Consider the following 26,021-nt stretch of genomic DNA (forward strand, 5'->3'; position numbering starts at 1 on the left):
CTCCCGGGCAAGCAGTTGCGTAGACCTTGCTAATCATCATGCACGCCGTGTTTGGCAGAACCTCAGGCGCGGATCGAGCTAGGCGAGACCCCTCGGAAAGGCCCGAAAATGTTCTTCGACAGCTGGTTCGGCCTGCTCCGCGTGGTGGTGGTCGGGACACTGGCCTACGCGGCCCTGGTGATGCTGCTCCGCGTCTCGGGCAAGCGCACACTGGCGAAGCTAAATGCCTTCGACCTGATCGTCACAGTCGCGCTTGGCTCCACTCTGGCCACCGTGCTGCTCAGCAAGTCAGTGGCCCTGGTTGAGGGCCTCGCCGCGTTCAGCCTGTTAGCCGGCCTGCAATACCTCGTCGCATGGCTCTCCGTCCGGTCGTCATGGTTTAGCGACTTGGTGAAGTCGGAGCCGACTCTCCTGCTCCACCGTGGCCGCTTTCTAGAAGGCGCGATGCGCGCGCAGCGCGTGACGCGCGCGGAGGTCCTTGCCGCCCTGCGGGGCCAGGGCGCGGTCGAGACGGCGCAGGTCGCGGCCGTCATTCTCGAGACGGACGGTAGCCTCAGCGTCATCCGACACGTGAGCCGGGCCGGGGCTGTTGGCACCCTGGACGGCGTTGGAACCTCGGACGGCGGGCCACGCTAGCCAGGGCATGGGCCCCGTCCGCGCCCCGCGCACTTTCGCCCCCCGGCGCGTTTGCTTTCTGTTGAACGGAGATCATATGATGTTCGACGAAGCGCTCGGCCGCCTCGAAGCTCTGGGCCACTCCGCAGCCGCCATGCTGCCGGGAGTGCTTCTGGGCCTAGTGGTCTTCGGCCTCGGTCTGCTCCTGGTACGCGGCATACGCGCCGCGGTCACCCGCGCCGCGTCGCGGCGGGAGGCCTCCGCCGGCTCGGCCGCTGTGCTGGGGCGCATCGGGGGCGGCGTCGCCACGCTCATCGTGTTTTTGATCGTCGCCGCCGTCGCGTTTCCCTCGGTCTCCGCGGCCGACCTGTTCGGCCTGCTCGGTATCGGCGGCGTGGCGATTGGATTTGCCTTCCGCGACGTGCTGCAGAATCTGCCAGGGACGGCGGAATGCAAGGCCGACCGTGCGCTTCGGCACCGCCTGCTGGAAATGGTAGAAGACCTGCACGCCGGCCGCCCTGGCTATTGCCGGCACAGGCACCCGCAGCGCCGTCCTTACGCTGCTGGTTTCTGACGCAGAGAGCAGCCCGAACTCCAAGCATTCCGGCTCGCCCGGTCGGTTCAGCCAGTTTACCCAGATGAGTTCGGGCAGCGCAAAGCGGTGCAGCCGGCAGTAGTAATCATCGACGAGCACCTGGCGACGACCGAACATCACTTTAACACTGCGTCCCTCCGACGGTCGCGGGGCGTAGCCGCTGGGGAGGTTTGCTCCTTTGGCGGCACGCGCGGCGTTGAACCTGCGGAACTCCTCCCATTCGGCAGGAGCTACCTCCCAGGACGCGATCCGGCCGACGCCATGACGCAGCCGGAACTCTCCATGCGACGCCAGCAGTGACACGCAGCCCCAGACGATGCCGACCGGCATTGCAAGGAGGCTCGGCCCACCAATTACGATCAGGAGCATCTCATTGATGGCTTCGTCGTGCGTGAAGATCCACGTGGCGCAGAGGGCGCCGCTCGCCGCTGCAAGGAAACACCAGAGCGCCTTGCGCAGTGGATGTCGGATTCAGGGCCTCCAGGCCAGATGTGCCCGGCGCGACAGTTTCGTCTTTCGATAAGAGGGGTGCATGAGGGCCTCCCGGTCGGAAACTACACCAACTTCGCTTGGCTTCGCGCTGCTTCGGAGCGAATGGTCGTGGGCGCGGGATCACGCGCAGCCCCATCAAGGGGCTCGGGCTGGTAGCACGCGGACCATCGGGGTGCTGTACCAGGAGCCGCGAGATGGCACTCTCCGACACGCGGCGGATCATCCTTAGCCAGGCGAGCCAGCGCGCCGACCGCCTCGCCATCCCGCCCGAGCGGCTGCCGGCGGCGGCGCGGCAGACGGTAGCGAAGTCGCTGCTCAAGCAGGGGTTGGTCAGCGACGAGCCCGCCAGCGCCTGCAGCACCCGGGACGCCTGGCAGATCGAGGGGCGGACCAGACTGCTGCGCATCACCGGCGTCGGCTGCGCGCCATCGGGGTGGAGTCTGATACGGACGGTGTTGCCCTGGCGACGCCGATCCCACCCGCGGCAACCGACAGGTCCGACTTGCCCTTAGCTCGCCAGGGAGACTCACACGCGGCGTCTGCACCGGTGCCGCCCTCGGACGCCGCTGAGCGCGAGGGCCTGGACCACGCCGTCGCCGCCCTGCGCGCCGTCCTCGCCGCGAAGCCAGGCCGCCCACCGCGCGACCGGAGCGCACCGCGCCACCCGCGCAACGCCACCGGCTGGCAGCCCCACACGGTCCGCGGCTTCCTCGCCGGCCTCAAGCGCCGCGGCATCACGATCGAGGTGCTGGAGCGCGTCCGCCAGGTCGGGCCGGGTAGCCAGGGCGCAAAGGGTTCCTACTCCATCTACCGGATCGCCGGATGATGCGCGGTGGAACGCACCAGCCGCGCCTGGCGGTCGGGCTGATCCGGTTCTCAACCGCCGAGCAGTGCAACAGCGGGCTGGGCCTGGAGGCCCAGCAGGCCAGCATCCGGTCGTTCGTCGCGAGCCAGGGCTGGACCCTGGTCGCGGAGTACCCGGACATCGCGTCCGGCAAGGACGACCGCCGGCCCGGGTTCCAGGCGGCCCTTGCCCGCTGTCGGCAGCTGGGCGCCGTGCTGGTAGCGGCGCGGCTGGATCGGATCACGCGCCGGGCACACACGCTATCTCAGCTGCTGGAGGACGGTGTCTCGATCCGCGCCGCCGCCATGCCGAACGCCGACGACCTGATGCTGCGGATCTAAGCCGCCATGGCGCAGAAGGAGCGGGAGCTGATCAGCGAGCGCACCAAGGCGGCTCTGGCGGCAGCCAAGGCGCGAGGGAAGGTGCTGGGCGGCGACAGGGGCTACCGGCCATGCTCGGGCCCGGATCCAGTCCTGGCGACAATCCAGCGACGAGAGGCTGCGATGCGGGCCGCGCACCGTCTGAACTTGGATATCAGACGGATTTCTGCCGGGGCGCCTATCTCGGATGCGGCCATGGCGCGCGGGCTCAACGCACAGGGAATTCCGACGCCCAGTCGGAAAGGCCGTTGGACACATACCACGGTGGCTCGGCTGCGTGCTCGTACAGGGCTAATTGCTTCCGAGCGCCTCAGTGCCCGGCGACAAACTCCGGAAAGCAGCGTGGTTAGGCTTGATGCTTAGGCTGTGAACACCGCGTTCGATCGCTCCTGATCACCGTCTCCGGCAGACGTTAGGGCCGCGGGACAATCCGCGCTCTCAGCGCGTCACATTGTCAGTCCTAAGCTCAGCCCATTAGCCGCCCGAGGGTGGGCAGGCGGCGCACCGCACGGCGCACTGAAATGCCGCTCCATCTCCGAGCGTCGGCTGGTCAGAAACCTTTCCAAGGTTACTCGGTTGTAATCTAAACGCCGGGGACAGCATGATGACGCACGAACGTACGACTTCGCCAGCGCGCGGCGATCGCATGCGCGGCTGGCGCATCGTTCATCTTGTCCTTCTGTCCTGGGTCGCCGTTATCGGCGGCGCGCAGGTCGCACTCGGTGGATGGATCGTCGCCCTCGGCGGTACCTACATGTACGTGACTTGCGGTGCCTTGCTGCTGATCGCCGCATGGTTCGGCTGGCAGCATGCTGGCCGACGGGAGTGGCTAGCATTGCTTGCAGCCGGCCTCGTTGCCTTGATTTGGTCTTTCGCGGAGATTGCTGGAAAGGGCTGGCCGCCGAGCTGGATTTTTGATCTCGCTGGCCGCGTCGGGCTCGTCCTTGTCTTGCTTTTCGCCACCTTTGCGGCGTCGGTATCGACGCAGTACCCGTCCGGCGGACGTCCGCGCCGCGCCGTTGGCGGTGTCGCTGTGCTCGGCGTCGTCGCGATTGGGGCTTATGTCGCCATCGCGTGGGAACGCCCTGTTGCTGCGGCGGTCGGGGCTGAGCGCAGCATCACGCAAGCCGCGGCGACGAATGAGGCGAGCCTCGGCGCCGACGCATGGCGCGCTTATGCCGGGTCGAATCTCGGCCAGCGCTTTTCATCCGCGGACCACATCACCCCGGCCAACGTCAGCCGTCTGCAGGAGGCGTGGCGCCATCGTACCGGCGATCTTCCGCCCAATGAACGCGTGTTCTTTTCCTCCCAGAACACACCTCTCAAGGTCGGCGACAATCTCTATCTGTGCAGCAGCAGCGCCCAGGTCTTCGCACTGGACCCTGCGACCGGGGAGCAGCGGTGGCATTTCGACCCGAAAACGCCGGCTCGCGCGATGGAATCCCTGTTCAGCGTTGCCTGCCGCGCCGTCGGCTACCACGGTGCACCTGGCGCGGCGGCATGCAGCGAACGGATCTTCGTGGCCACCGCCGACGGACGGCTGATCGGCCTTGATGCCCGAAGCGGAACGCCATGCCCCGATTTCGGCCGCGAGGGGGTCGTTGATCTGACAGAAGGCATGGGTCTGCGTGATCCCGGCTTCGCCTCCAATACCTCGGGGCCGGCCGTGGTCGGCGACATGCTGATCGTCGGCCAGCAGGTCAGCGACAATCAGCGCCGGGATGCGCCGTCTGGCGTGGTCCGCGCCTATGACGCGCGCAGCGGTGCGCTTGCATGGGCTTGGGATGCGCATCGCCCCGATTCCAGGGCCCCGCTCGGCCCTGACGAGATCTATCCGCGCGGCACCCCCAATGTCTGGACGGTCATTTCGGCGGATGAGACGCTTGGCCTGGTCTTTCTCGGCACCGGCAATTCCGGCGCCGACCACTGGGGCGGTGACCGCACCGAGGCGGAGGACCGCTATACCGCCGCCATCGTGGCGGTGGATCTGGCGACCGGCGCGACCCGATGGTCCTTCGCGACTGTGGACCACGACCTCTGGGACTATGACATCGGCGCGCAGCCGACGGTGCTTGACATACCCATCGACGGGCAGACGCGGCGCGCGGTGCTGCTCGGCACCAAGACCGGGTCGCTTTTTCTGTTCGACGCCGCCACCGGTGAGCCGCTGCGTCCCATCGAGCGGCGCTCTGCACCGCGCGGCAATACGCTCACGGGCGAACGCCTGTCGCCAACACAGCCGCAATCGACGTTCTACCCCAACTTTGCGGGCCGGCCGGGTGCGGAACCGGAGCGTCTGGATGCCCGCCACGTCTTCGGACTGACGCCGATCGACGCGGCTTGGTGCCGCATCCAGTTCCACCGCATGACGTATGACGGGATCTATACACCCCCCACGACCGATGGGCTGGGGATGCTCCTGTTTCCGGGCACCATCGGCGGATTGAACTGGGGCGGTATCGGCGTGGACCAAGGACGGCTTATCGCCATCACCAACCACAGCCGTCTGCCGAACCATGTGGAGATGATCCCTCGTGCGCAGGTGACGGATCGCGCGGTGGGCGACGGCGGTGCCCGCCCGGATCAGGACATCGCACCGCAGGCGGGCACACCCTACGGGACGCAGCGGCCGATCTGGTTCTCACCGCTGAACATGCCGTGCATCGCGCCGCCCTGGGGCTATGTCGCGGCGACCGACCTCCAGTCAGGGGAGTTGCTGTGGTCGCAACCCATCGGGACCGGCTTTGATTCCGGTCCGCTGGGCATCCCGACACGGCTCCGCATTCCGATGGGTACGGCCAATGTTGGTGGCCCCCTAGTTACGGCGTCCGGTCTTACGTTCATAGCGGCGGCGCAGGACAATTACCTGCGGGCTTTCCAGACAGAAAGTGGTCGACTGCTGTGGTCGGCCCGGCTCCCGGCCGGAGGGCAGGCCACGCCCATGACGTATGTCCATCAGGGTCGCCAGTACGTCGCTATTGCCGCTACTGGCCATCAACGCCTTGAGACGACGCCGGGGGACTATCTGGTCGTGTATGCTCTTCCAGACACCTCGCCATAGCGCCTGCTAGCACCGGCGCCAACCTGGAGTTCCAATCATCGTCTGTGGCCGCCGACAGCTGCAACTATTGTCGTTCGGAGGCGTGAGGTGTCCAGTTGAGAAGGCTCACGCGGCGATGCCGGACACCAGAAGCATCACGGACGTATTGGATAAGCTCGACGCCGCGAGTTCTTCAGAGAACGAGATCCGGGTCCGGCGTCTTGTTGAGGCGATGGGCGACCGCAGTCATGGGCCGTTCTTGTTCCTACCAGCGGTGCTGGACATGTCGCCGATCGGGTCGATCCCGGGCGTTCCTACAGTGCTCGCCGTTGTCATCATTGTATTTGCCGGCCAGCTGGCGATCGGACGCCAGCACCTTTGGCTCCCCACTTTCGTTGCCGAGCGTCGGGTCAGCTCGTCTCGTCTCCGCAAGTCTGTTGCGAAACTGAGGCGGGCGGGACGTTGGATGGATAGGTGGTTTCACGGCCGGCTGCAGGCCTTCACGACGGAGCCATTCGTGCGAGGAGCCGGCTTCGCCTCCCTGATCCTCGCGCTGGCGATGCCGCCACTAGAAGTGTTTCCGTTCGCGACTACTCTGGTCAGCGCTCCCATTGCGCTCTTCGGCGTTGCGTTGATCACGCGTGACGGCGCGCTCATGTTGGCAGCTTTCGCGGCAACGCTTTGGTCCGCGGGAGGCGCAGTATGGATTGCAACGACATAGCGTCGCTGCGGGCGCCTCCCGGAATAGAACTTGCAGCCCGATTGAAAATACGGATGCGGCCGAGCGACACGGCGACTGCGCCGACCTTGATTGATGACCACGCCAGCGAACGGCAACAGCTCTTATGGCGCTCTCTGTTCGGTTGCTGCCTCTGCTTCGCCAGTTGCGGGGAACCGCTGGATCCTAAAGGAGCTCCCTGCAGGGTCTCCCTGTTCACCACCCACCAACGGTCGTTGGTCGGTGTTGAACAGGCCCCGCCGCACTGATGCTGTCAGGCGACCTTCCAGCCCTCCACGTCACCGTCGTTCAGGCGGTCGAAGAGCCTTGCCCGGCTGTCTTTGGGCGGAGCCGGCTCCGGCCTCGCAGCCGGCCCCGTGACCATCTGGTCTAGCAACTGCCCGATCAGCCCAAGCGCATCCACCTGGTCATCGTGCTTCCCGGCCGGGAAGGTCACCAGCTCCGCCTCGAAGGCCTGCCGCCACGGCGCGTGCCGCGGCAGGTGCAGCCCCTCCAATGCCATCCGGCCGCGGATTTATTGCGCCCTCACCGCCTTGTCCCCACGCGTCGGGAAAGCGTGCCGCGCCGCATAGGCTTGGCGCTCGCGCAGCCTTCCGGACAGATCGTCCTGATGCCAGCGGGTTTGGACAACCACGATGGCTGCAGCGGGGCGCAGGCGCGTGCGCAGGTCGTCCTGGAACCATTCCCACACGCGGGCCCGGCGCGCCTCGCTATCGGCCTCCTCGCGGGATTTCACCGGGTCGTCGATCAGAGCCAGTTCAGCCCGCAGCCCAGTGATGACCCCGCCGATCCCGGCGGCGCGGTATTCCCCTCCATTGCTGGTGGTCCAGAGGTCCTCCGCCTCGCGGTCGAGCCGGTAGCCGAGCGTTGGGCCATGGCTGCGGATGCGGCCCCGCACACGGCGGGAGAACGTTCCCGCAAGATCAGCGGTGTTGCTGGTGGCAATGACCCGACGGGCGCGGCCCTGGGCGAGGAACCAGGCGGGGAACAGGTCGGAGGTATAGGTGCTCTTTGCTGATCCCGGCGGCATGAACACCATCAGCCGGTCATGCACGCCGTCGGCCACGGCCTGCAGCTCGCGGATCAGCAGGCGGTGGTGGGCGGCGGGGACCAGGCCCTGCGGCGCGAGGGCGTGCTCGCACCACAGGCCAAACTCGCGGCGGATGCTGCGCCGCTGTCCCAGCTCCCAGGCAAAGCTATTGTTGTCCATCGATCGTGCGCCGCGCCGTCCGCGCCCGCGCGATCTCCTCCTCCTCGTCAGTCATCTCGCCCGGCTCCTTGGCCGTCAGCACCAGCTCGTGCTTCTCGCGCCAGCCGGCCCGGGCCTTCATCCAGAAAATCGCGGCGGCGACGTTCTGGCCCTCGGTGGCCATGCGGAACTGCCAGCGCGCCGTGCGCGGCGTACGCTCCGTTCTCTGGCCGGCTTCCCGCCTCGCGCAAGGCCGACCGCGCGGACCCCCGGCGCGGCGCGAGGACGGTCCCCTGGCGTGGTCTCACCGTTCCGTCATTGAACCTCTGGGTGAGGGGGAGGGCCGCGTGCGCCAGACGCCACGCTCAATGCGGCGTCGGTGGATGAGTCTGTGGATGGGTTGCTTAAACAATACTAAAAAATTCGGCGGGATTCTGGAAATTATTGGCTCCCACCCTCTCCGCCAGTTCTCATACGAGCCATGCTCTCCGCCAGACCAAGCGCCGCGCTGAGTGGCAGGTTTCCTGGGGTTTTTGCGGCAGACCTGTTGATCAGCCGGACGGGGAAGCGGCGGAAAATCGCTCTCCGGAGGCCCTTTCTCTCCGGACCTCCTGACTTGGGCGATTCGGTACGGAACTTGGAAAACCACAGATTCCAATGTTTTCGGAGAGGGTCGCGCGGCGGCCCGGTTCGATCTGCGCTTGCCCTCTTGGACGCGCTTCAAAGTGCGCCCCGATTCCCTCGCTAGCTGCCAGACTTGTGAGAGGCCGAGGGCCCAAGGTGTAGTTCGGCCTTTGCGCCAGTGCCGGACAACGAGCTGCGACGCTTCCGCATGAGTTCCTGTAGTGCGGCCATGCGCGGTCCCTTGCCGTCCGGGGTCACGATGCCCGAGGCCGTCAGCCTGCGGTCGAACTCCAACTGCTCCTCTCGCTCCGGCGCGTCCACGGGAAGAAAGCGGCCCTTCAGGTAGAGCACGATGCCTTCGGGCCGATCGACGGTGATCCGGGCTCGACCGAGGTCCACCCGCGTAGTCTCCGAAACAACGGGCAACCGCGCCGATGGATCGAAGCACTGGATGAACGTCATCCGCGGCGCGCCGACCTTCATGTCGACGAAGTCCGCGCCCTCGACGCCGCCCCGGAGCAGGCCGCCACAGAGGACCCGAAGGCGCACAGCGGACGGCAACCGGTCTAACGTCGGCACTGCGAATCGGAAGGTCTTCTCGTCGCGCATCGCGCCAAGGCCCGCCGAGACGGCGGCCTCGACGCCCTCCCTGATGGCGTCCGGCTTACCGGCCGAAAACATGAGGCGCCGAGCCTCCTCAAGAGCTGCGGCATGACTGCCGAAGAACGTCCTGACGTCCCGCTGGATGGACCGCGCGAGCGTGGCGTAACGCGGTGCGCCGGGGAACATTAGCATGGCAAAGCGTATCAGGATGTCCTCGCGGCGTCCGGCTGCCGCCGCGGCGAGTTCCTCCTGCTCGAACAGATCCGACAGGCACAGGTCGCTGGCGCGCGCCGGGGAGACCTTCGCGGCCTGCAGGCGCTCGCGCAGGTCGGTGGGGAGCTCCTCCGCGTCGAGCGTGCGTCCCCGTCGCAGCATCGCCGCCCAGAGGAGTTCCAACTCCGGGCGGATGCGCTGGGCCAGGCCGGGCCGGGGCACCAACGCTCTCGGACGATCCCGCTCCGGTGGTCGCATCCCGACAGGCCGAATGATGGTCCGGGACTGGCGCCGGAACAGGACCTCTTGTTCGAGATCCTTGTCCTGGAACACGGCGAAGACGCCCGACCCCAAGGCGAGCGGCGCCGCGCCCAGCGCCTCCTCGATGAAATCGCGGAGCTCCTGCTGACCGAAGTACTTTTGAAAGGTGCCCCGCGACGTCAGATGCCCGTCCTGGTACGGGCGCAGGCCCCTCAGATCGGCCTTTCCCATGACCATGACGGCCACGACCATAGCGCGCCGAGCGAAGGACCAGGCCGCCCTCAGCGTCTCCGCGCGCTCGTGCCGATCCTCGATCACGTTGAGCACGAAGCCGAGGTTCACTAAGTCGGCCGAGCGTCGTGGGCCGTCGGGCGCGTGGTGCGGGTCCCAGCCGAACGCCTCGAATCCCGCCGCCGAAAGCGCCGCCACGTCGTCGCCAAGGCCGCACCCGTAGTCGAACACGGTGCTCCCTAACGGCAGCACGCCGTGAGCGACGGCGAGTTGCATCGGCTGCGACAGATCGCGCCGGGGAATGGCGGTCCTGTACCGCGCCACCTCCACGCTCTCTGCGCCCACCGGCAGCAAGGCTTGGCCTTCGACCCGAAGTCCCTTTGAGGCGAGGAGCTCGGACCATTGTCGACGCGTGCCGATCTTGGTCGGTTGAGCGAAAAGGCCCTGTTCCTCGGCGGCGTGCGTCAGCGCCGCGAACCTCGGCCGCCTCGGGTCGTCGGCCGGGAGCAAGGTCTCCTTCCTATGCAAGATCGGCGGGTTCTCGCGCCTGCGGTAGTCCGTCGCCGAGGCCTTGCCGCTGTCCAGGTCCACCTTCATCGAGGCGAGCAGGGCCGGGAATCCCGCGGTATCGAAGTCCTCGTACAGCAGGAGGGACACCGAGCCGGGAGACACCTTGGCCACGTTCCAGTGGAAGCCATCTGCCAGGGCAACGGCCCGCTCGACGACGGCACGCGAGTTCTCATCAAGCGCACTCGCGTGCAGGTACACGGATCCCCTGACGCGCTTCCCACTGTCAGTGCGGGAAGGGCGCTGGGTCGCCATGTTCAGGCCGCCTTCGCTCCGGGCTGCCCGGCGCGAGAGACATTCTTCCAGCCGAGACCAATTGCCTCCGCGAGCCGCACAACCTCGTCCTCGCCAATGAATGGCACCTGGCAGTAGACTTTCTCGTCGCTGTCCAACTTGGCGATGAGGTGTCCCTTTCCGAGGAGGCGTTCGGCGCCCTTCTCGCCCAGCGCGATGCGCGACGAGCCCTCGTCGCCAAGCCGAAGGACCAACTTGTTCCCCAGGTTGGTCCGGAGCTGCATGGTCATCACCTGGTTGTCGGCGCGCTGGTATATCATGAACAGATGGATGCCCGCTGCGCGCGACTTGGTGGCAATCTCGTTGATGAGCGGCTCGACCGCCTCCTTGAAGTCCTCATCCTGCATCCAGTTCGCCACCTCGTCGAAGAAGACGAGGATGCGCGGCATTGGGCCGGTCGCGGCTGACCCGAGGCGGCGGTTCAACTGGTCGATGTTAGCCACCCCCGCCTGACGGAGGACGTCATAGCGGTCCTCCATCTCCTGGACGAGACGCCTGAACAGCTCGATTGCGTCCGCCTTCTCGTCCACGATGTCGCCCTTCAGGTGCGGCAGGTGGCGTGCCCAGCCGTAGTCGACCCCCTTCTTGGGGTCGATCAGGCGGACCTCGACCAACGACGGATCGTTAAAGGCGCATGCGTCCAGCATCAGGCTGGTCGCCAGGATGCCCTTGCCGCTGCCAGTTGTGCCCGACACGATCGAGTGGGGCGCCGCCCGCTCCTGCTCCCCGAAGGGGGCGCCGAGAGGAAGGTAGAATAGCTCGCCGTCGTCCTCCTTCTCGCCGAGAACGAACGCCATGTTCGACCGAGGCGCCGTCTCCTCGAGGCGGCGCCTCCGCCACGCTTCCGCCAGGTGCAGCACAACGCGCTTCGGGCGCCTGAGGCCGACTACCACCCGTCCCGCCTTCGGGCTGATGCGTATGATGTCGAGGCTGTACTTCGTGAGCAGCTCGGTCTGCTTCCGCTCAAGCCACGCGACGGTGACCGACCGACCGTCGAGGTCCACCAGGCCGGAATTCGGCGTCAGGCGCGACGCGAGGACGGGCGCGTCCATGCCCTCCTTCTGCAAGGCCGACTGCAGGCGCTTAACCTGGTCCTGAAGCCAGGCATCGCCCTCGCCGCTCGCCGCCGCGTGCCCCATGCCAGCCAGTGCGACGTGAACTTCCGGCAGCCAGCCCGCGACGGTCGCGCCCGGCGCTTCGGTTCCGCTCGCGGTTCCCGTCACCGACTCCGGGGGCGGATTCTCGGTTTGGTCCTTCGTCGCCCCGGTGCCGTCTCCGGCGAGTGTTTCGGTTCCTGTCCCGGCGTCGCCCTGCTGCTCATCGGTGACGGTCTCGGCGACAGGCTCCATCGCCTCGGATGCAGTTGGCCAATCGAGGGGCGTCCAGATCTGGGGCTTGGCTCCGGTGTCGATGAGGCCCTTGAGCGAGTTGGAGATCGCGCCACGGCCGAGCACCCATTGCGCGAGGCGCCGACGGCGCAGCTTCGGCTCATCCCCGTCGGGAAGAAGCGGCATGTCACCCGGGACGGCGCTGGTGTCGTGGACGAAGACCAGCGAGTGGCCCGACATCTCCAGCGGCGTCTCCGGGGAGCGGAGATCCGCGAGCCATTGAGCGGAGGGTCGCCCTCCGATCTGGTCGAACGGATCAATGTGTTCCAGGACGAGATCGGCGAGCCGGTTCCTCCAGGTCGAAGGATCCACCGTGCCATCGCGTGCGACAAGACGCTGGTGAAGGGTGCCGAAGGTCGCGACGAGCTGCTCGAGCGAGCGGTGTCGCTGTTCGGAGAGGCCCGCCTGCCCCACGAACTTCGCCTCGGCGACCACGACGCGGATCACGGGGCCAGCCTCCGTCATCGCGAAGCAGACACCAAGGAGATCGGCGCGCGAGCCGTCGAGCGACAGCCACGGCGCGACATCGTCCAGGAAGAACCACGCGGCCCGGAACTCCTGCGCCTCGGCGCCGAGCAGGAGGTTCAGCTCATGCTGGGTCAGCACGAGTCCTAGGAGCTCCTGCGCGTAATTCAGGTTCTGGGCGGCGCGCATGACGATAGCGCCGGAAAGCGAGGCCGACGCGCGGTGGATCGCCCGCTGCATGCGCGCGAGCCGGTCGCCGTCCTCGGACGGGAGGGCGGCCCTCAAGTCGTCGATCAGCCGCTCCCCGATGACCTCCTCGCCTATCTCCGCCGACACGATGACGTTGTGGTCGGACCGAGGGTCGCTGAAGTAGCGGATGATCCTCCGATCCGACGAACCTACTAGGCGCCGGTCAGCGAGCCGGTCGTAGGTCATGACCCAGTTGGCCAGATGGTGGGCCTTGTCGAGCACCTCACGCACCCGCCCTGACTGGAACTCCACCTCCTGCATCGGAAGCCATGGATCGCCGCTCTCCGAGGCGCGTCCCTGGACAACGTCGTGGAGCGCGTCGACGTACGCCTGGACCGCTTCTGGGCCTCCGGGCGCCGTCAGATAGCTGCCGGACGTGGTGTCCCCTTTCCGGAACGGCTTGCGCCGCGACTGCGCCGTCGGGACGGCGCTCGCAAGCTGCGGCGCGCCCAGCCCAAGGGCCCGCATCCACTTCACCTCGGCGCGCCGGGCGATGACATCCTGCAGCAGCACGACGTCGTGGGCCTTGGCTCCGCCGAGGTCGAGGAACTGGCGGTCCACGATGGCGACGCGCAAGCGGGACAGGAAATTCCGCGCCGCCTCGCTGGTGAGCGAGGCATCGACCTCGTGACCAATGCGGCGGTTCTGTCGCTCATAGATGCGCCGAAGGCTCCCGACGTTCTCGTGCGTCAGGACGAGGTCACAACGAAGGCAGGAGTCGCTGTCGATCCGCCTAGCCATGCTCTCCGCCATCTGTACCGGCAGATCCTCGGACTCGGCGTCGAGCAGTACCGTGGAGAAGCTGGCCTTCTCGTGCGGGCGCAGGTCCAGATACTCCTTCGCCACGCGATCGTACGCCTCGACGGTGCCCTCCGCGGGTTCGTCGGCCAGGACCGCGTCCGGCGCCGCGACCGGACTTTGGAGAAGGCTGACGTCTGCGACGTGGCGCGTCTCGGCGACGAGCGTGTACGGGGTGCCGGGCAGCGCCCCGACGTCCGCGTAGTAGGTCCGCGAGAGTGCCCGCGAGAGGTCGTCCACGTATTCACCGACCTCGGCGGCCAGCCGGGCGGGGCTCAGCACGATGCGCCGCATGCCCTCCGCGAGCTGTCTCGCCTTGGCGCCGATCTCGGCCAGCCTCAGGGGGTGCCACGGGGTCACGATGAGGGCTTCCCGGGTCCCTTCGACCACAGCGGCCCCGATGCCAAGCAGCGGGGCCCAGAGCTCCCGGACGCAGACCTCCGCACGCGCCCGGACCGCCAACGCGCGCAGCAGATCGCCGTATAGCTCGGCCTGTCGGATGAGGGCGTCGTCGGCGAGGCCGGAGCCGGAGCGCATCGCCTTGATCGCCTTCGTGTACTCGGCCTGGAAGGCTTCAAGCGCGGCCGAGAGCGTGGCGGCGTCGTCGGCGGTCACGATGCCGTCCGTGACCGCCCTGACGAGGCTAGCGCGCCAGTTCTCGTCCACGCGGTGGGCTGGCTTCCGCGGGTCCGCGAGCCTGCCGTCGCTGTTACCGCCGACGTCGGTGATCGTGGCCGCGCTCGCCAGGTTGACCGCCTGAACTGCCCCGTGTCGGTCGTAGCGGTTCGCCGCGACGCGCGCCGTGAGCAGGGGCGTGCGCGCCGCGTCATGCGCCAGGACCTCAAGATCCAGAGGGAACGCGGTGATCATGCTGTCGGCCTTGGGCGTCCAGACCATCTGGGCGCGCGGTGCCCTCCGGAGGGCCTCGCCCGACGGAACGCCCGCTTTCAGGTCCGCCTTCTTCAGTGCCCAAGCCTTCAGGCTAAACGTGATGGCGTCCTTTCCGGTGGAAGACACCTCGCCCGGATCGGCGGGAATCTGGGCCTCCCACGGCTCCTTCCAGCACCGGCCGAAGTCGAGGACCACATGCGGCTGGAGCAGCCGGTCGAGGCCGCGCCAGCGGTCGCGAAGCACGCGACACAGCTTGGTGTTCTTGTCATCGGTCCAGAAGTCGAGGGACTCGGCGCCGTCGAGCCTGATGTGGAGGACGACGTCGTCGCCCTCCTCGTCAGGATCCGGGCGTGCGCGCTCCGCAAGCAGGAGCAGGCCTGCTGCCAGGTCGTCAGTCTCGATCGGTTTGCGGAAGACCAGCTTCTCCCAGCGCCGGTACAGCTTGGGGTCAGCCCGCAGCCGCTCGCGGTGCTCGCCGAAGAAGCGGTCGTACGCCTCCTTCGGTCGCGCGGTGTCGGACCTCAGGTCGTCGAGCAGGTCGAGATCGACCTGCGTCAGGGCCGAAGGGAACTTTCGCTCGAAGAACTTCCGCGTCTCGTCGCCGAAGGTCTCCTTCGTCTTCTTGCGGCCGTCCGCGAAAAGTTTCTCCGTTTCGCCCCAGGTCACCTCTGCGGCGTCAGCCTGCGCCTTGGTCCACCCCCCGTCGCCGACGTTCGCGTCGGCCAGCAGGGCTTCGAAGGCGTCCGCGGCCGAGTCCGACACCTCTCCCGCCGCCCTCAGCTCGGCCAGACGCTTGCGGAGCTCCGACCTGGACAGCGGCTCGCCGTCCCGCGCCTGCAGGTGGAGCGCGGGCTTCACCTCGTCCTGGAGGCGTCTGAAGAATTGCTCCGCCTCGGCCGCGTCGGCGAGCTTCGCCCGCGTGTCCCCGGCATCCGCTGACAGCCGGATCGCGGGCAGCGCGCGGCGCGCCGCGTTGGCCAGCTTGAGTCCGTCGGCGAGGTGGTGACGCACGAGCCTGACCGCGAAATCGGCCACGCGCCGGGCATCGAAGCCGACCCCGGAGCGCACCAGACCGGCTAGGATCGCGGCGAGCTGCGTGCGCGTCTCCTCGTCGGCGTCCGGGGGTAGCGTCTTGGCTGCCCAGGTCTGGGTGTCCTCCAGCAGCCATTGATCGTCGAGGTGCTCGACGTGCGAGAGGCTCTGCTCGACGGACTTCACTTCGCGCGCGGGGACGGAGAAGAGAGTCAGCACGACGTCCGGATCGGCATGGTTCCGGTGGTGCGTCGCCGTGTCGTCGGACACCCGCGCCGCGCCAATGTTCCCTCCCGCGGCGAGCTCGGGATGCACGCAGGCGTCGATCCGCCCGCCGGTCACGGGGAGGGCGGCGACCTCGCGAGCGATGGAGCAGGTGACGTCGGGTGGGAGCCCCAAGATGCCATAGAGCAGGCGCCCTGCGGGCTCGGCCATGAGAAGGCCGTGCAGCCGATGGGCCGCGACCTTCCCGATAAGATCATGCGGTTGCATGGGCGGGCCTCCCTGCCATGGCGCGTCCAGCGGAGAATGGGTTCACCACGAAGGCGCAGTCGTCCGATTTCCTGTTGATGAAGCCTAAGACTCGGAGGCGTTCCTCCAGCCTGCGCTCGTTCTCGCGCAGGTCTTCCAGTGGCACTGGAAGTTCACCGCTGCGCGTCCGCGCCTCCTCGGGTCCGACTACGACGTGGTAGCGGCGGCGGAGGACGGAGAGGAACTGGCCCAGCTCCATGGCGCCGTCCACGTTGGCCAGCACGAGCGCCTCCAGGAGGCCATCCGACGGCGAGTACCACGTCCCAGCGCGCTGTCGCGCGGTGAGCAGGCCCACCTTCTTGGCGTGGGCGGTGAAGGTCGAGCCGATGTCGTGGTTGCGAGCCTTCGCCGCGTCGAGCATGGCCTGGAGCTGCTCCGCAGGAGGCGGCAGCCCTGCGGCGCTGGCTGTCTTCTTCGGGGCCCACGCAAACCGTTTCGACAGAAGCGTCTTGGCGTGCGAGCAGTCCATCGGCCCGGTCCCGATCTCGCGCCATTCGGGCATGTCGGTGAAGGACTCGACGAACGCCTCGACTGCCTGCGACGGCAGCATCTTGTGCGCCTTGTAGCGTTCGGCGGAGAGGACCTGGACCGGGTTGTTGCGGGCCGACCCGGTCATCTCAAGGACGAATGGCATCAGACTAGCCCGCCCGGCGACGTCCACCGCGCGCTCCGCGATGTAGATCACCTGATGCAGGCCGCTGAGGCGCGCGAGGAATTCGAGGGCGTCCTCGAGCGGGATCGCCGACTGCGACAGGATCGAGACCCAGTCACGGGCCAACTCATCGTACCGGGCGAGGTGGGCCAGCGGGAGGTAGCCGATCGTGGGAGCCTCGACCCACTTCGGCTGGTCGGTGGTGGCGTCCGCCTCCGGCCCCTGGAGCCGCCTCGCGATGCGATTCCACGGTCCATCGGACTTGAGGATCCGACTGGCGACGAGCTGGCCAAGCCGTTCGCGCTCGGCGGAGCGGTTCAGCATCAAGTAGAGGATCTCGCCCGTCCGCTGGAAGAAACGACGGTCCAGCGCGAAGCCGTCGTCCTTCATTTTCACGTCAGGGAACAGCATCGCCTCCCCGACGGGCTGCAGGTGACGCGACGTCCAGCGCTTTTGGCCGAATTGCTCGACCTCGGCCGACCGCATGAGTTCGAGCGCCTCGGCGAAGTGCGTGAAGCCGTCCGAGAACGCTGGCTTCAGGTACGAGAAGTCGAGGTCTGGAAAATCCTCAGCGGTTCGCTTGAGCCACTGATGCCAGCGCACCTCGTCGTTCGCGCCGCCGCGGGAGGCGACGCGCCCGACCTCCTGGTCGCGGAAGAGCAGGTGACGAAGGTTGGTGTTGAGCTTGATGCGGTAGGACTGGCGTTCATGCGAGGGCGCGTCGGGCTTGCCGTCGAGGCCGGGGAACAACGCCTTGTCCTCTCGGTGCCTGAACGTGAGGAGCTGGAGACACTCTATAAGCGTGAACCAGGGCGCCTGATCGTCGTAGAGGGCGAGGCCCCAGATGGCCGGGTCACACCAGACGGTGAGAGCGTGGATTTTTTGGTGGTCCGGGACCGCCAGCGCCCCCTTGGACAGCCACAGTTCGGAGTTTGCGTTGCTGGACGGCATGGTCAGACTCCGATGTCGCGGCTCTGGATCTGGCCGTCCTGGCCGACCGAGAGAATTTGGATCGGCAGGTACTCCGTCTCGTCCCGCGTGAAGTGGTTCTCGATGAACGAGGAGGCTGCCAGTGCAAAATGCCGGACCTCCTGTTGGCACTGACGCGAGAAACTCGAGGGAAGGCTGCCGTCGGCGACCCGCATGAGGTACTCGAACAGGAGCGGCCGCAGCTCCAGCGGCGCCGAGGCCAGGTCCGGTTGCCCCGGCGTCCGCAGCACCACATGCAGGCGCGGACGACCCGTGGCCGGGTCGAGGGCGGCCGTCAGCCGCTGCGGGGTCGCGGCCCGCCGAGGAACCGGGTCGAGCGAAGTGAACCTTCCACTCGAGCCGTCGGACCTGCCGATCGACCGGGCGAGCCAGATGCGCTGCGTGTCCTCGACCATCATGCCCGTCAGGGTGCGGTTGATCCCCTTCACGAGCTTGCCCGTGATCGTGTCCACGAGAGCCGGGTCGGCCGGAGGCGTCGCGGTCAATGCTTGCGCGAACGCCAAGTATTCCCCGGCGTGGTGATAGATGGTGAGCCGCCAGGGCGAGATCTGTCCCGCACCGTCGGGCGCGTCCATGAGGAAGAAGAGTCTGCGCCTCTGCGCCTCGAGGGCCGCGGCGAAGCCGTTGACGCCGGCCGCGGCCTCCGTGCCATCGCGGTAGTGGCGGAGCCGCTGGCGGAAGAGGGCGTTCCCGTATATCGGGTCTCTAGTCTCCAGCTTCGCCGCCGTATCGGCAGGCGTGCAATCCATAAGCAAATTGTCGAGCGCCGTGTTGGTCTCGCTCCCAACACCGAAAGTCTCCAGCGCGGAGAAGACCGTCAGCGCGCGCCGCCTCTCGGGCCGGACATTGAGGCCGACGGCGTTCCCGAACGGGTTCGTGCGCGCGTAGTCGAGATCCTTCGCCCGCTTCCGCGCCTCCCCGCAGGTCAGCATGGGGTGGTCGCGCTTCTTCGAATCCCCGAGCAGGATGTTGACGACGAGGATTAGGATCTGGCGGATCGGCACGTGCTGGTCGTTCAGCGCGGCGATGCGGATAGCCTGCTTGAGGCGGCGCCGGAACGCGTCCGCCCCATCCGGCCCGGAGCCCATCAGGAGCGCACGGTTCAGGTGGATCGGGCACGGATTGGTGGTCGACTTCGCCTGGGGGCACCGCGCGCAGCCGCTGTCCCACGCCTCGTGCTTCAGGATGCTGTCGAGGACGGCGTCGAGCGTCTCGCCGGTGACAGTCCGGCTGAGGTTCAGAAGGCGGACGCGCAGCTTGCCCTCCTCGGGGGCTTCCCGATCCCGATGCAGCATGTCGGTGAGCGTCCGGAGCACAGCCTCGTAGCGCGCCTTCCGAGGCGCCGCTTGTTCCTCCCTCTCATAGGCGTCGCGCCAGAACTTGAGCAGCTGGCCGTCGTTCGCCGCGACCAGGTAGAGAGTCTCGCGGTCCTCACCTAGGAGGCTACGGGTGACACCCTCGATCTCTTCGGCCTTCGCCGCGTCGGTGAGTTGGCTGAGATCCCGAATTATGCGGAGCGGCCGTCCATGGACCGAGGTCCGGAGGACGCCCTCCTTGCCCGGCCACTGCTTCGGATCGCCCGACGCCGCGTCGATGTAGAAGCGGCGGATGTGATAGGTCTTTCCGTCCCCCGCGGTCCCGGTGAGGATGACGCTGCATGGGTCGACCCCGAGCAGCGCCTCCTTCATGGCGTCGAACTTCGGCGCGGGCGCCTCGATGGCGGCGACGCCATGACGTGCGACCGCCGTCTGTACGTGCTCGTCTGCAAGGGAGTCCGACGCGGCGGATGGGCCGTAGCTCGCGAGGAACGCTACGAGAGGGTTGTCCTTCATCACGGCGCCCCCGCTCAAAGGTGGCAGATCGCGCAGCCGTCGTCGTCCGACTTCGGCTTCATGTCGCGCCTCGGCATGCGTTCGATGTCGGACAGGGAGCGTCCGTCCACCCAAGTGTAGCGGCGTCCGTTCCGGCCGCCCTCGTACGTCTTTGCCTTCTCGAACAGCTCGGGGTGTCGCTCGCGCAGTCCCTGCCATTCACCGATCTGCTGGTAGAAGCAGAAGTAGCAGCCGGAACGGGACCGCCAATCGTAGTAACCCGGCGCGCCGAGGCCGCTCTCATCGAGCGTGCGCTGCACGTCCGCCAGGGTGATACCTTCGTCCTTGAACGGGTAGACCGGGGTGATGTTCGGCTGCTCGGAGAGCAGCACCGGCTTCCCGTTGCCCAGATAGCCCGAGCGGTTCTCGTCTGCGCGGATCGCGATGTAGGAGTACGCCCTATCGGGCCCGATGTACCGCTCGAACGGGTGGATCTTCAGCATCCGCGTACACCAGCGGGAACGGGGGCTCGGGAGAAACCCGGAGAAGTGGTCGTAGAGCACCACGTCGAACGGGTTCCGGCCCGGCTTCTCCCCGACGCCGAGCATCTCGAGCGCGGTGATCCGGGTGACCTTCTGCCCGAGGACGTGCTCAAGCCGCTCGAAGTAGTCGTAGGTCTCCGGCAGCTCCGCACCCGTGTCGGAGAAGACATACTCGAACGCGACGTGCGGATATCTTTGCGCAAGGTAAATCGACAACGCCGTGCTGTCCTTACCGCCCGACAGCGGCACGATGTGGCGCGCCGAGGCGTCACGGACTGCATCCTCCGTCTTCGCAACCGTAGTCATCTCGTCCCCCCTGCGGCCAGCTGCATTGGCGCCGCGTTCTCCCGGATCTTCCTGAGCTGCGCCTGTAGTGCCTCGATTCGGGCGTTGATGACCTCCTCGAGGTCGCCGCCCGGCGTCAGATCGGACAGCGCCGCATCCTCTATGCGCACGCGGCACTCGCGCAGCGCCTTGCGAAGCTGTGACGCTGTGCCGTCCTCCCAGCGATCGATTCCTCTTTGGAGCAGGACCGAGCTCACCGCGCGCGCCAGGCTCTCGGCGGTGTATCGCCCGTTCGTCGTATCGAGCGCCGTGCGCAAGACCGCCTTGTCGATCATCGTCAGGTCCTCGCGGCGAAGGAGCGACGGCACGTCGAAGCAGCGGACCCAGGTCTGGACGCCGGCGACCGGGTCGTCGCTCCGCCGCAGGCTCAGCACGTCGGCAACGACCTCCACGGCCTCGCGCGTGTAGCCCTCGACGAGGCGGTCCACGTCCGCACGGGCCTTCTCGGCCACCCGGAGCGCCGAGGCGAAGCGTCCGCCCTTGTGCAGGTTGCCGAACGCCTCGGGGAGCGCCGACAGGATCAGCCGCGGGGGGTCGTCGATGTCGGCCAGCAGGCTCAGCAGTTTTCGGCCGTCGTCCGTGTGCCGCCTGGAGCGCCGGACGCCGTCCGACAGGGAACGCCGCCACGCGGACAGCGCGTCGGCCGCGAAGCGGACGGCGTCGTCCATCGGACCGGGCGTCCGATGGCTGAAGATGTAGGCCAATTCCGAAAGGTAGCGGCGGGTCTCTTCGTCCGATGGATGGACCTCGACCTCGACGCGCTGCGGGTCGAGGAACATGCGGCTCGCGTCGAAGCCCAGCACGTCGCTCGGGTAGGCGCCATCGACGCGAAGACTCACGGCGCGGCCGAACGCCTTGAAGCCTGCGACGACCAAGAGCGGCAGCACGCCCGCCGGAAGGCCGATCGGGGGAGCCGACAGGGTGGACACAATGTCGGCGAGGGACTTCCGGCCCGGTGACCGGAAGAATTCGGCGACAATGGCCCAGGCGGCGCGGAGGCCCGGGTCTCGCAGGTCTTCCGGAGCCGCGAAGCGGCCAGCGTCACTCTCCGAGGAGTAGAGGCCCGTCTCCTCCAGCACGGTCTTGAGGACCGAGCCTTCGGCGGAGGTCAGCTCCTCCTCGCGGTAACCAAACCGCGGACTCCCGCCACGCTCGAGGATCCGGGTCAGGACGCGGATGCGGGCCGTCTCCATCTGGCGCGACAGGCGGTTTCGCATCAGCTGGTCGTTCACGATCCGAGGCGTCCGCGGATACAGCGCGTCCAACAGCGAGCTGGCGGCCACGCCCCCAGGGTAGTCGCGGTTCACCCGCAAGCGCTCCCCGGCACGCCACCATTCGGCCGCGGTCGGTCGGTCCGTGGTCAGCCTGTGCAACAGCACCGCGAGCTGCCTCCGCGCGACGGCCAGGAGTTCGGTCAGCTCCTGGCGGACGAGCGGGTCTTCTGCTTCGAGAGAGCTGTCGGCCTGCAGCGCGACGAGGGCGTCGATCTCGAGCGCCGCCTCGAGCACGGAGATCGGCTCGGAGGGCAGGACCACGAGCGCACAGTCGGAACCCGGCCATCCTGCCTCGACGCGCCTGCGGGCGCGGTCGAGCTCCTCGGCCGAGTCGGCCAGCACGTAGTAGACCTGTCCCCATTCCGACCTGCCATGGTCGGCCGCGGGCGGAGAAGCGCCCGCTCCCACGTCGCTGGCGCGGACGTATCTACCCGTCACGTATCGCGCCGTGCCGAACTTCAGGTTGTGACCTGTCGGGCGCACGAACGGCGCGGGATGCTGAGCCTCCAGGAAGGACAGGAGGTCGAACCCCTCCATCCGCCGCGCGCGCTCGTCCCGGACGCGGCTCGCGAGGTCCACGTCGGCGCCATGCCAGATGGAGACGTCGTCGTTCAGCTTACGGTGCAGGAGGAGCTTCCGCGCGATGAGCGCCTCGACGGCCTGGGCGGCGCGATCGGCGGAAACGCCGCCGTGGCTCGAGACCGCCGTCTCGAGGGTTGCGCGTGCCAGCCTGCGCCGCTCGCCATCCACGCCCATCTGGAGAAGGCAAGCCGCCGCGAGCGCCTCGCGCTCCACGTCGTCGGCCGCCCGGCTGCGTGCGGTCTCGGTCTCGACCCAGCGACGGTGAGAGCCGCCGATGCCGACGTCCGACCGCATGGAGTCTGAGATGCCCTGGTACACCTCCTCCATCCCGATCGACCGGGACAGGTTGGCGCTGTCGATGAAGCCGAAAAGGCTGCGCTCGTTCTGGCCGATCCGCGCAACGAGGCGCGGAAGCACGTGCAGTGCCGCCGCCGAGACAGGATAGGCGCGCCCGAGCAGGGCGGCGACGTGGCCCTCGTCGGACATGCCGTCGAACCAGCCAGCGGCGATGGCGCCGCGCGCGGCGCGGCGGAGGACCGCCTCCTTAGGGGGCCGGACCCCGTCCGGTCGGCGCTCGGAGATGACTGTCGCGGCAAGCCCGTATAGCTCTTGGCTGTCCTCGACGAAGCGGATCTGCTCGAAGCGCCCCTCGATCTTCCGCCACTCGTTCCGCGAGGTCTGGTTCAGGACGGTGGCGTAGGCGAGCAGGTTCTGGTGCAGTAGGAGCGTGAGGCTCGCCGACGGCTCGCGCGCGCGGACGGCCCACTCCGCCAGCCGCTGCACCGCGTCGAGCTCTCGCGATCGCCCCTCGTTGACGATGCCTTCCAGGTGGCGGCCGAACTCGTCCCACACGATGGCGATGCGGTCCGCGCCGTCCAAGGCTTCTAGCGCGTCGAGGGCGGCCTCGATTCCGCGGCCCTTCTTCGCGCCGACTGCCTCGCACAGCGCGCCTGGAAGATCGCGGACGTGACCGCTGAGCACGATGATCCGACCGCGGTCGCGCTGCTTCGTGCGGCGCTCGGCCGCGATGGCCAAGTCAGGGTCCACCGACCCCATCTTCGCCACGACGTCCCGCAGGACAGTCTTGTCGCCGTTGGAGACGAGGAGGCATCCCACCCCCGCCGCCAGCGACTTCCCGCTGCCGTAGGCGGCGATCACCATGCGCGCCCCGCTCTCGAGGACGGCGCGAACGACCGGCGCTGAGCGCCGAGTCGGCTGATAGTGGGCTAGCCTGCGCGGATCGAGCAGATCTTCGCGAAGGTTGACCGAGCGGAACCGGACCACGCCGCTCATGCCGCAGCCCCGATGCGCTGGAAGTGCCGGTCGAGCCAGTCCGCCGCGTCCGTCGTCGGGACACGCAGCCGACGCTCCGCGCCGAGCAGGTCGAGAGCGACCCCGCGCCCCTTGAACTCCGCGGCGGCCCGAATCGCCATGTCTTCGATGGTCTCGGCGTCGAGATTGAAGACCGTGCCCGGGCCGCCGCGGCGCCCGAGCATCTCGCCGACCGACATGGCCTCCTGGCCCACGTCAGCCGCCGCGAGCGCGACGCAAGCCGCGAACGCCTCAAGCGGCACGCCGTCAAGTGGGCGCGTCTTTTCGAAGCGGCCGGTGTCGGCATGCTTCACCACGAGTCCGAGGTCTCGCAGGGGCGAGGACGTGCCGTCCTCCGGATCCTGCGGCTCGGCGGCGGCTGGCGCGGCGTAGGCGATCAGCGCGCAGGCAACGTCGCGCTGCGCGACCTGCTGGGAGGGCTCCTTGGTGGCGTTGAGTCTGAGGTGCCGGACGTATGCCTCCACGCAGACCGCACGGTCGAAATTACGCTCACGGAAGTCGGAGAAGAACCAGCCCCAGACGCTGTTCACGCGACGGGCCAGGTGCAAATGCACGAACCACCAGGTGGCCGGATACTCGAGGTAAGGGTCGTGGTCCTGAATCACGCGCGCAAGCCTGGTCAGCCGGAGGTCGCGCGACCGGCGCGCCTCTCCCTCGCCATCGTCGCGCTCGGCGAGTCCGGTCGCCTCCATCCAGTAGCGAAGGGACTTCACCATCCGGCTGCCCAGACCGAGTTTCACGACGGCGGTCTCTTCGTCGTGGAAGCCCTCATCCGCGCCGGTCATGTGGCTGATGCCCTTCCCGAGCCAGCCATGCCGGACGGCGAAGGTCTCGTGCCGCCCGAACTCGAATTTCCGGCGCTCATTGGTCGCGGCTGCCGCCGTCATACGTACTTCCCCAATGCCTGAGCGACGGCGCGCGCTGCTCGCCGTGCCTCTTCGATCGTGTTGAGCGCCGAAAAGGAGAACCTGACGCTGGAAAAGGCATCCCCCTCGGAGAGACCCATCGCGCGCAAGACGTGCGACGGTTCGGGCTTGCCGCTCGAGCAGGCAGATCCCTGCGAGCAAGCGATTCCCTGAGCGTCCAGCCGAGCCATGATCTCCGTCCCATCGCTCCCGGGGAAGCGGACGTTGGAAGTATTCGGAAGGCGCGGCGATGCGGCACCGTTGATCCGGGCGTCAGGCACAAGCTCAGCCAAGCTGTCCTCAAATGTGTTCCGAGCCGCCCGCATGCGCGCCGCCGCATCCTCCAGCGATCGCGCTCTGATGGCAGCCGCCAACCCGAGACCAACCGCGCCCGGTAGGTTGTGGGTGCCGGAGCGGAGACCCCGCTCCTGTCCACCGCCGCGGACGAGCGCGGCCACGCGACGTTCGTCCGGATCAGCCAAGATGAGCGCGCCAGTCCCTTGGGGACCATGCACCTTGTGGCCTGAAAATGTCAGCGCATCGATCCCGCTTGCCGCAACATCGACCGGGATCCGGCCAATTGCTTGGGCAGCGTCGCAGTGGAAGAATGCGTCGGGACGGACCGATCGTACGGCGGCAGCGAGCGCGTGCACTGGCTGAACGACCCCAGTTTCGCTGTTCGCCCACTGAATGCTGACAAGGAGAGGGCCGGGTGACGCTGCGACGGCGGCGAGCCGGAGCGCCTCGGGGTCAAGAAGACCGTCGGCGGAAACGTCGAGATACACGACTTGGCAACCGCGCCTTCCGAGTGCCTCGGCCGGACGAAGCACGGACGCATGCTCGACCCGCGACGTGATCACGCACCGCCAAGCAGGGGCAGGATCGCCCCCTAGCAGGATGATGTTATTCGCCTCGGTTCCTCCAGACGTAAAGAAAACCCCGTCTGGAACCGCCCCAGCTACCAGTTCGCATACGCCGTCGCGCGCCACCTCCAGCTCAACTCGAGCCTCGCCACCTAACCAATGCGCGCTCGACGGGTTGGCCCACGTCTCGGCCATCGTCCGGGCGACGCGTTCAATCACCTGCGGCAATGGGCGCGTCGTGGCGTTGTGGTCGAGATAGATAGGGGAAGGCAGATCAAGGCTGTCTGGCAGTCGCGCGACGACCGTCACGACTGCCTCGCGGCTGGGTAGTCCTTCCGGATGTCCTCGAAGCGTTCTGTGACGGAAAAGCCGCGCTGTAGCACCTCGAGCTGCACATCGATCATCCGCTCAGGGAGCGTGCGGATGCCGGGAAGGGCAAGGCGCCGCTTCTTCGGCTTGGAGGCTAGCGCAATTAGGTCGGCATACCGCAGGCCGCCAATTACCTTGGTCTTCGGCTGCCCGTCGGGATCGAGCTGCCAGCGCTGATACGGAATAGCGAAGGGAGAGCCGAGTATTAGGCGCATGAAGGATGCGGAGCCCATCGCTGGATCACCTGCCGGCTAAATTTCCGGCAAGATTATCAACTTTGTGTGCTTCGTGAAGCCCATTGGTGCAAGCAGGTGT

19 protein-coding genes are annotated in these 26,021 nt (G+C 67.5%); 7 read left to right on the forward strand and 12 right to left on the reverse strand.

Annotated features, from left to right (window positions below):
* The first annotated feature begins 108 nt into the window (after positions 1 to 108).
* The 7 genes from GXW78_RS20815 (at position 109) to GXW78_RS20845 (ending at position 6,687) form a co-directional block, all read left to right on the forward strand.
* Positions 109 to 636 (forward strand): DUF421 domain-containing protein, encoded by a 528-nt coding sequence (locus tag GXW78_RS20815; protein ID WP_211870813.1) that lies wholly within the window; start codon positions 109 to 111, stop codon positions 634 to 636.
* 76 nt (positions 637 to 712) lie between these two features.
* Positions 713 to 1,189: a mechanosensitive ion channel family protein gene (locus GXW78_RS20820; protein WP_211870814.1), complete on the forward strand. Its 477-nt coding sequence runs from the start codon at positions 713 to 715 to the stop codon at positions 1,187 to 1,189.
* A 707-nt stretch (positions 1,190 to 1,896) separates the two neighbouring features.
* Positions 1,897 to 2,214, forward strand: a complete 318-nt coding sequence (locus GXW78_RS20825) for a hypothetical protein (RefSeq protein WP_211870815.1) — start codon at positions 1,897 to 1,899, stop codon at positions 2,212 to 2,214.
* A 35-nt stretch (positions 2,215 to 2,249) separates the two neighbouring features.
* Positions 2,250 to 2,528 (forward strand): DUF3489 domain-containing protein, encoded by a 279-nt coding sequence (locus tag GXW78_RS20830; RefSeq protein ID WP_211870816.1) that lies wholly within the window; start codon positions 2,250 to 2,252, stop codon positions 2,526 to 2,528.
* Positions 2,525 to 2,887, forward strand: a complete 363-nt coding sequence (locus tag GXW78_RS20835) for a recombinase family protein (RefSeq protein WP_211870817.1) — start codon at positions 2,525 to 2,527, stop codon at positions 2,885 to 2,887. The genes GXW78_RS20830 and GXW78_RS20835 overlap by 4 nt, the downstream gene beginning before the upstream one ends.
* Positions 2,888 to 3,527: 640 nt before the next feature.
* Positions 3,528 to 5,987 carry a pyrroloquinoline quinone-dependent dehydrogenase gene (locus GXW78_RS20840; RefSeq protein ID WP_211870818.1) on the forward strand — a complete coding sequence of 820 codons (2,460 nt, stop codon included), beginning with the start codon at positions 3,528 to 3,530 and terminating at the stop codon, positions 5,985 to 5,987.
* Between the two features lie 115 nt (positions 5,988 to 6,102).
* Positions 6,103 to 6,687 (forward strand): exopolysaccharide biosynthesis protein, encoded by a 585-nt coding sequence (locus GXW78_RS20845; protein WP_211870819.1) that lies wholly within the window; start codon positions 6,103 to 6,105, stop codon positions 6,685 to 6,687.
* Positions 6,688 to 6,958: 271 nt separating this feature from the next.
* Here the strand turns inward: GXW78_RS20845 and GXW78_RS20850 are convergent, their stop codons facing one another.
* From GXW78_RS20850 to GXW78_RS20905, 12 genes are all read right to left on the reverse strand, one after another.
* A complete protein-coding gene (locus tag GXW78_RS20850) occupies positions 6,959 to 7,207 on the reverse strand; it encodes a hypothetical protein (protein WP_211870820.1) in 249 nt (82 codons plus the stop codon).
* A 12-nt stretch (positions 7,208 to 7,219) separates the two neighbouring features.
* A complete protein-coding gene (locus GXW78_RS20855) occupies positions 7,220 to 7,915 on the reverse strand; it encodes a terminase large subunit domain-containing protein (RefSeq protein ID WP_211870821.1) in 696 nt (231 codons plus the stop codon).
* Positions 7,902 to 8,078 carry a hypothetical protein gene (locus GXW78_RS20860; RefSeq protein ID WP_211870822.1) on the reverse strand — a complete coding sequence of 59 codons (177 nt, stop codon included), beginning with the start codon at positions 8,076 to 8,078 and terminating at the stop codon, positions 7,902 to 7,904. The genes GXW78_RS20855 and GXW78_RS20860 overlap by 14 nt, the downstream gene beginning before the upstream one ends.
* A 560-nt stretch (positions 8,079 to 8,638) precedes the next feature.
* Positions 8,639 to 10,648 (reverse strand): DNA phosphorothioation-associated putative methyltransferase, encoded by a 2,010-nt coding sequence (locus GXW78_RS20865; protein WP_211870823.1) that lies wholly within the window; start codon positions 10,646 to 10,648, stop codon positions 8,639 to 8,641.
* Positions 10,649 to 10,650: 2 nt separating this feature from the next.
* Complete coding sequence (locus GXW78_RS20870) at positions 10,651 to 15,945, reverse strand: FtsK/SpoIIIE domain-containing protein (RefSeq protein ID WP_211870824.1); 5,295 nt, start codon at positions 15,943 to 15,945, stop codon at positions 10,651 to 10,653.
* 43 nt (positions 15,946 to 15,988) lie between these two features.
* A complete protein-coding gene (locus GXW78_RS20875) occupies positions 15,989 to 17,644 on the reverse strand; it encodes a hypothetical protein (protein ID WP_211870825.1) in 1,656 nt (551 codons plus the stop codon).
* A 2-nt stretch (positions 17,645 to 17,646) separates the two neighbouring features.
* Positions 17,647 to 19,518: a hypothetical protein gene (locus GXW78_RS20880; protein WP_211870826.1), complete on the reverse strand. Its 1,872-nt coding sequence runs from the start codon at positions 19,516 to 19,518 to the stop codon at positions 17,647 to 17,649.
* Between the two features lie 11 nt (positions 19,519 to 19,529).
* Positions 19,530 to 20,342, reverse strand: a complete 813-nt coding sequence (locus GXW78_RS20885; protein WP_211870827.1) for a phosphoadenosine phosphosulfate reductase domain-containing protein — start codon at positions 20,340 to 20,342, stop codon at positions 19,530 to 19,532.
* A complete protein-coding gene (locus GXW78_RS20890; RefSeq protein ID WP_246522481.1) occupies positions 20,339 to 23,530 on the reverse strand; it encodes a hypothetical protein in 3,192 nt (1,063 codons plus the stop codon). Before GXW78_RS20890 ends, GXW78_RS20885 begins: the two co-directional genes overlap by 4 nt.
* A complete protein-coding gene (locus GXW78_RS20895) occupies positions 23,527 to 24,456 on the reverse strand; it encodes a DUF4007 family protein (protein ID WP_211870828.1) in 930 nt (309 codons plus the stop codon). Before GXW78_RS20895 ends, GXW78_RS20890 begins: the two co-directional genes overlap by 4 nt.
* Positions 24,453 to 25,646: a cysteine desulfurase family protein gene (locus GXW78_RS20900; RefSeq protein ID WP_211870829.1), complete on the reverse strand. Its 1,194-nt coding sequence runs from the start codon at positions 25,644 to 25,646 to the stop codon at positions 24,453 to 24,455. Before GXW78_RS20900 ends, GXW78_RS20895 begins: the two co-directional genes overlap by 4 nt.
* Positions 25,643 to 25,939: a hypothetical protein gene (locus GXW78_RS20905; protein ID WP_211870830.1), complete on the reverse strand. Its 297-nt coding sequence runs from the start codon at positions 25,937 to 25,939 to the stop codon at positions 25,643 to 25,645. The genes GXW78_RS20900 and GXW78_RS20905 overlap by 4 nt, the downstream gene beginning before the upstream one ends.
* Positions 25,940 to 26,021: the final 82 nt, after the last annotated feature.

The organism is Neoroseomonas terrae (genome assembly GCF_018129025.1).
Lineage (GTDB): Bacteria > Pseudomonadota > Alphaproteobacteria > Acetobacterales > Acetobacteraceae > Neoroseomonas > Neoroseomonas terrae.

Bases quoted from the DNA above. Each gene is read 5' to 3' on its own strand.
- GXW78_RS20875 (WP_211870825.1), bottom strand. From the start codon at position 17,644: ATGCCGTCCAGCAACGCAAACTCCGAACTGTGGCTGTCCAAGGGGGCG.
- GXW78_RS20870 (WP_211870824.1), bottom strand. From the start codon at position 15,945: ATGGCCGAGCCCGCAGGGCGCCTGCTCTATGGCATCTTGGGGCTCCCA.
- GXW78_RS20845 (WP_211870819.1), top strand. From the start codon at position 6,103: ATGCCGGACACCAGAAGCATCACGGACGTATTGGATAAGCTCGACGCC.
- GXW78_RS20855 (WP_211870821.1), bottom strand. From the start codon at position 7,915: ATGGACAACAATAGCTTTGCCTGGGAGCTGGGACAGCGGCGCAGCATC.
- GXW78_RS20835 (WP_211870817.1), top strand. From the start codon at position 2,525: ATGATGCGCGGTGGAACGCACCAGCCGCGCCTGGCGGTCGGGCTGATC.
- GXW78_RS20885 (WP_211870827.1), bottom strand. From the start codon at position 20,342: ATGACTACGGTTGCGAAGACGGAGGATGCAGTCCGTGACGCCTCGGCG.
- GXW78_RS20865 (WP_211870823.1), bottom strand. From the start codon at position 10,648: ATGGCGACCCAGCGCCCTTCCCGCACTGACAGTGGGAAGCGCGTCAGG.
- GXW78_RS20850 (WP_211870820.1), bottom strand. From the start codon at position 7,207: ATGGCATTGGAGGGGCTGCACCTGCCGCGGCACGCGCCGTGGCGGCAG.
- GXW78_RS20820 (WP_211870814.1), top strand. From the start codon at position 713: ATGATGTTCGACGAAGCGCTCGGCCGCCTCGAAGCTCTGGGCCACTCC.
- GXW78_RS20840 (WP_211870818.1), top strand. From the start codon at position 3,528: ATGATGACGCACGAACGTACGACTTCGCCAGCGCGCGGCGATCGCATG.
- GXW78_RS20905 (WP_211870830.1), bottom strand. From the start codon at position 25,939: ATGGGCTCCGCATCCTTCATGCGCCTAATACTCGGCTCTCCCTTCGCT.
- GXW78_RS20815 (WP_211870813.1), top strand. From the start codon at position 109: ATGTTCTTCGACAGCTGGTTCGGCCTGCTCCGCGTGGTGGTGGTCGGG.
- GXW78_RS20890 (WP_246522481.1), bottom strand. From the start codon at position 23,530: ATGAGCGGCGTGGTCCGGTTCCGCTCGGTCAACCTTCGCGAAGATCTG.
- GXW78_RS20825 (WP_211870815.1), top strand. From the start codon at position 1,897: ATGGCACTCTCCGACACGCGGCGGATCATCCTTAGCCAGGCGAGCCAG.
- GXW78_RS20895 (WP_211870828.1), bottom strand. From the start codon at position 24,456: ATGACGGCGGCAGCCGCGACCAATGAGCGCCGGAAATTCGAGTTCGGG.
- GXW78_RS20860 (WP_211870822.1), bottom strand. From the start codon at position 8,078: ATGGCCACCGAGGGCCAGAACGTCGCCGCCGCGATTTTCTGGATGAAG.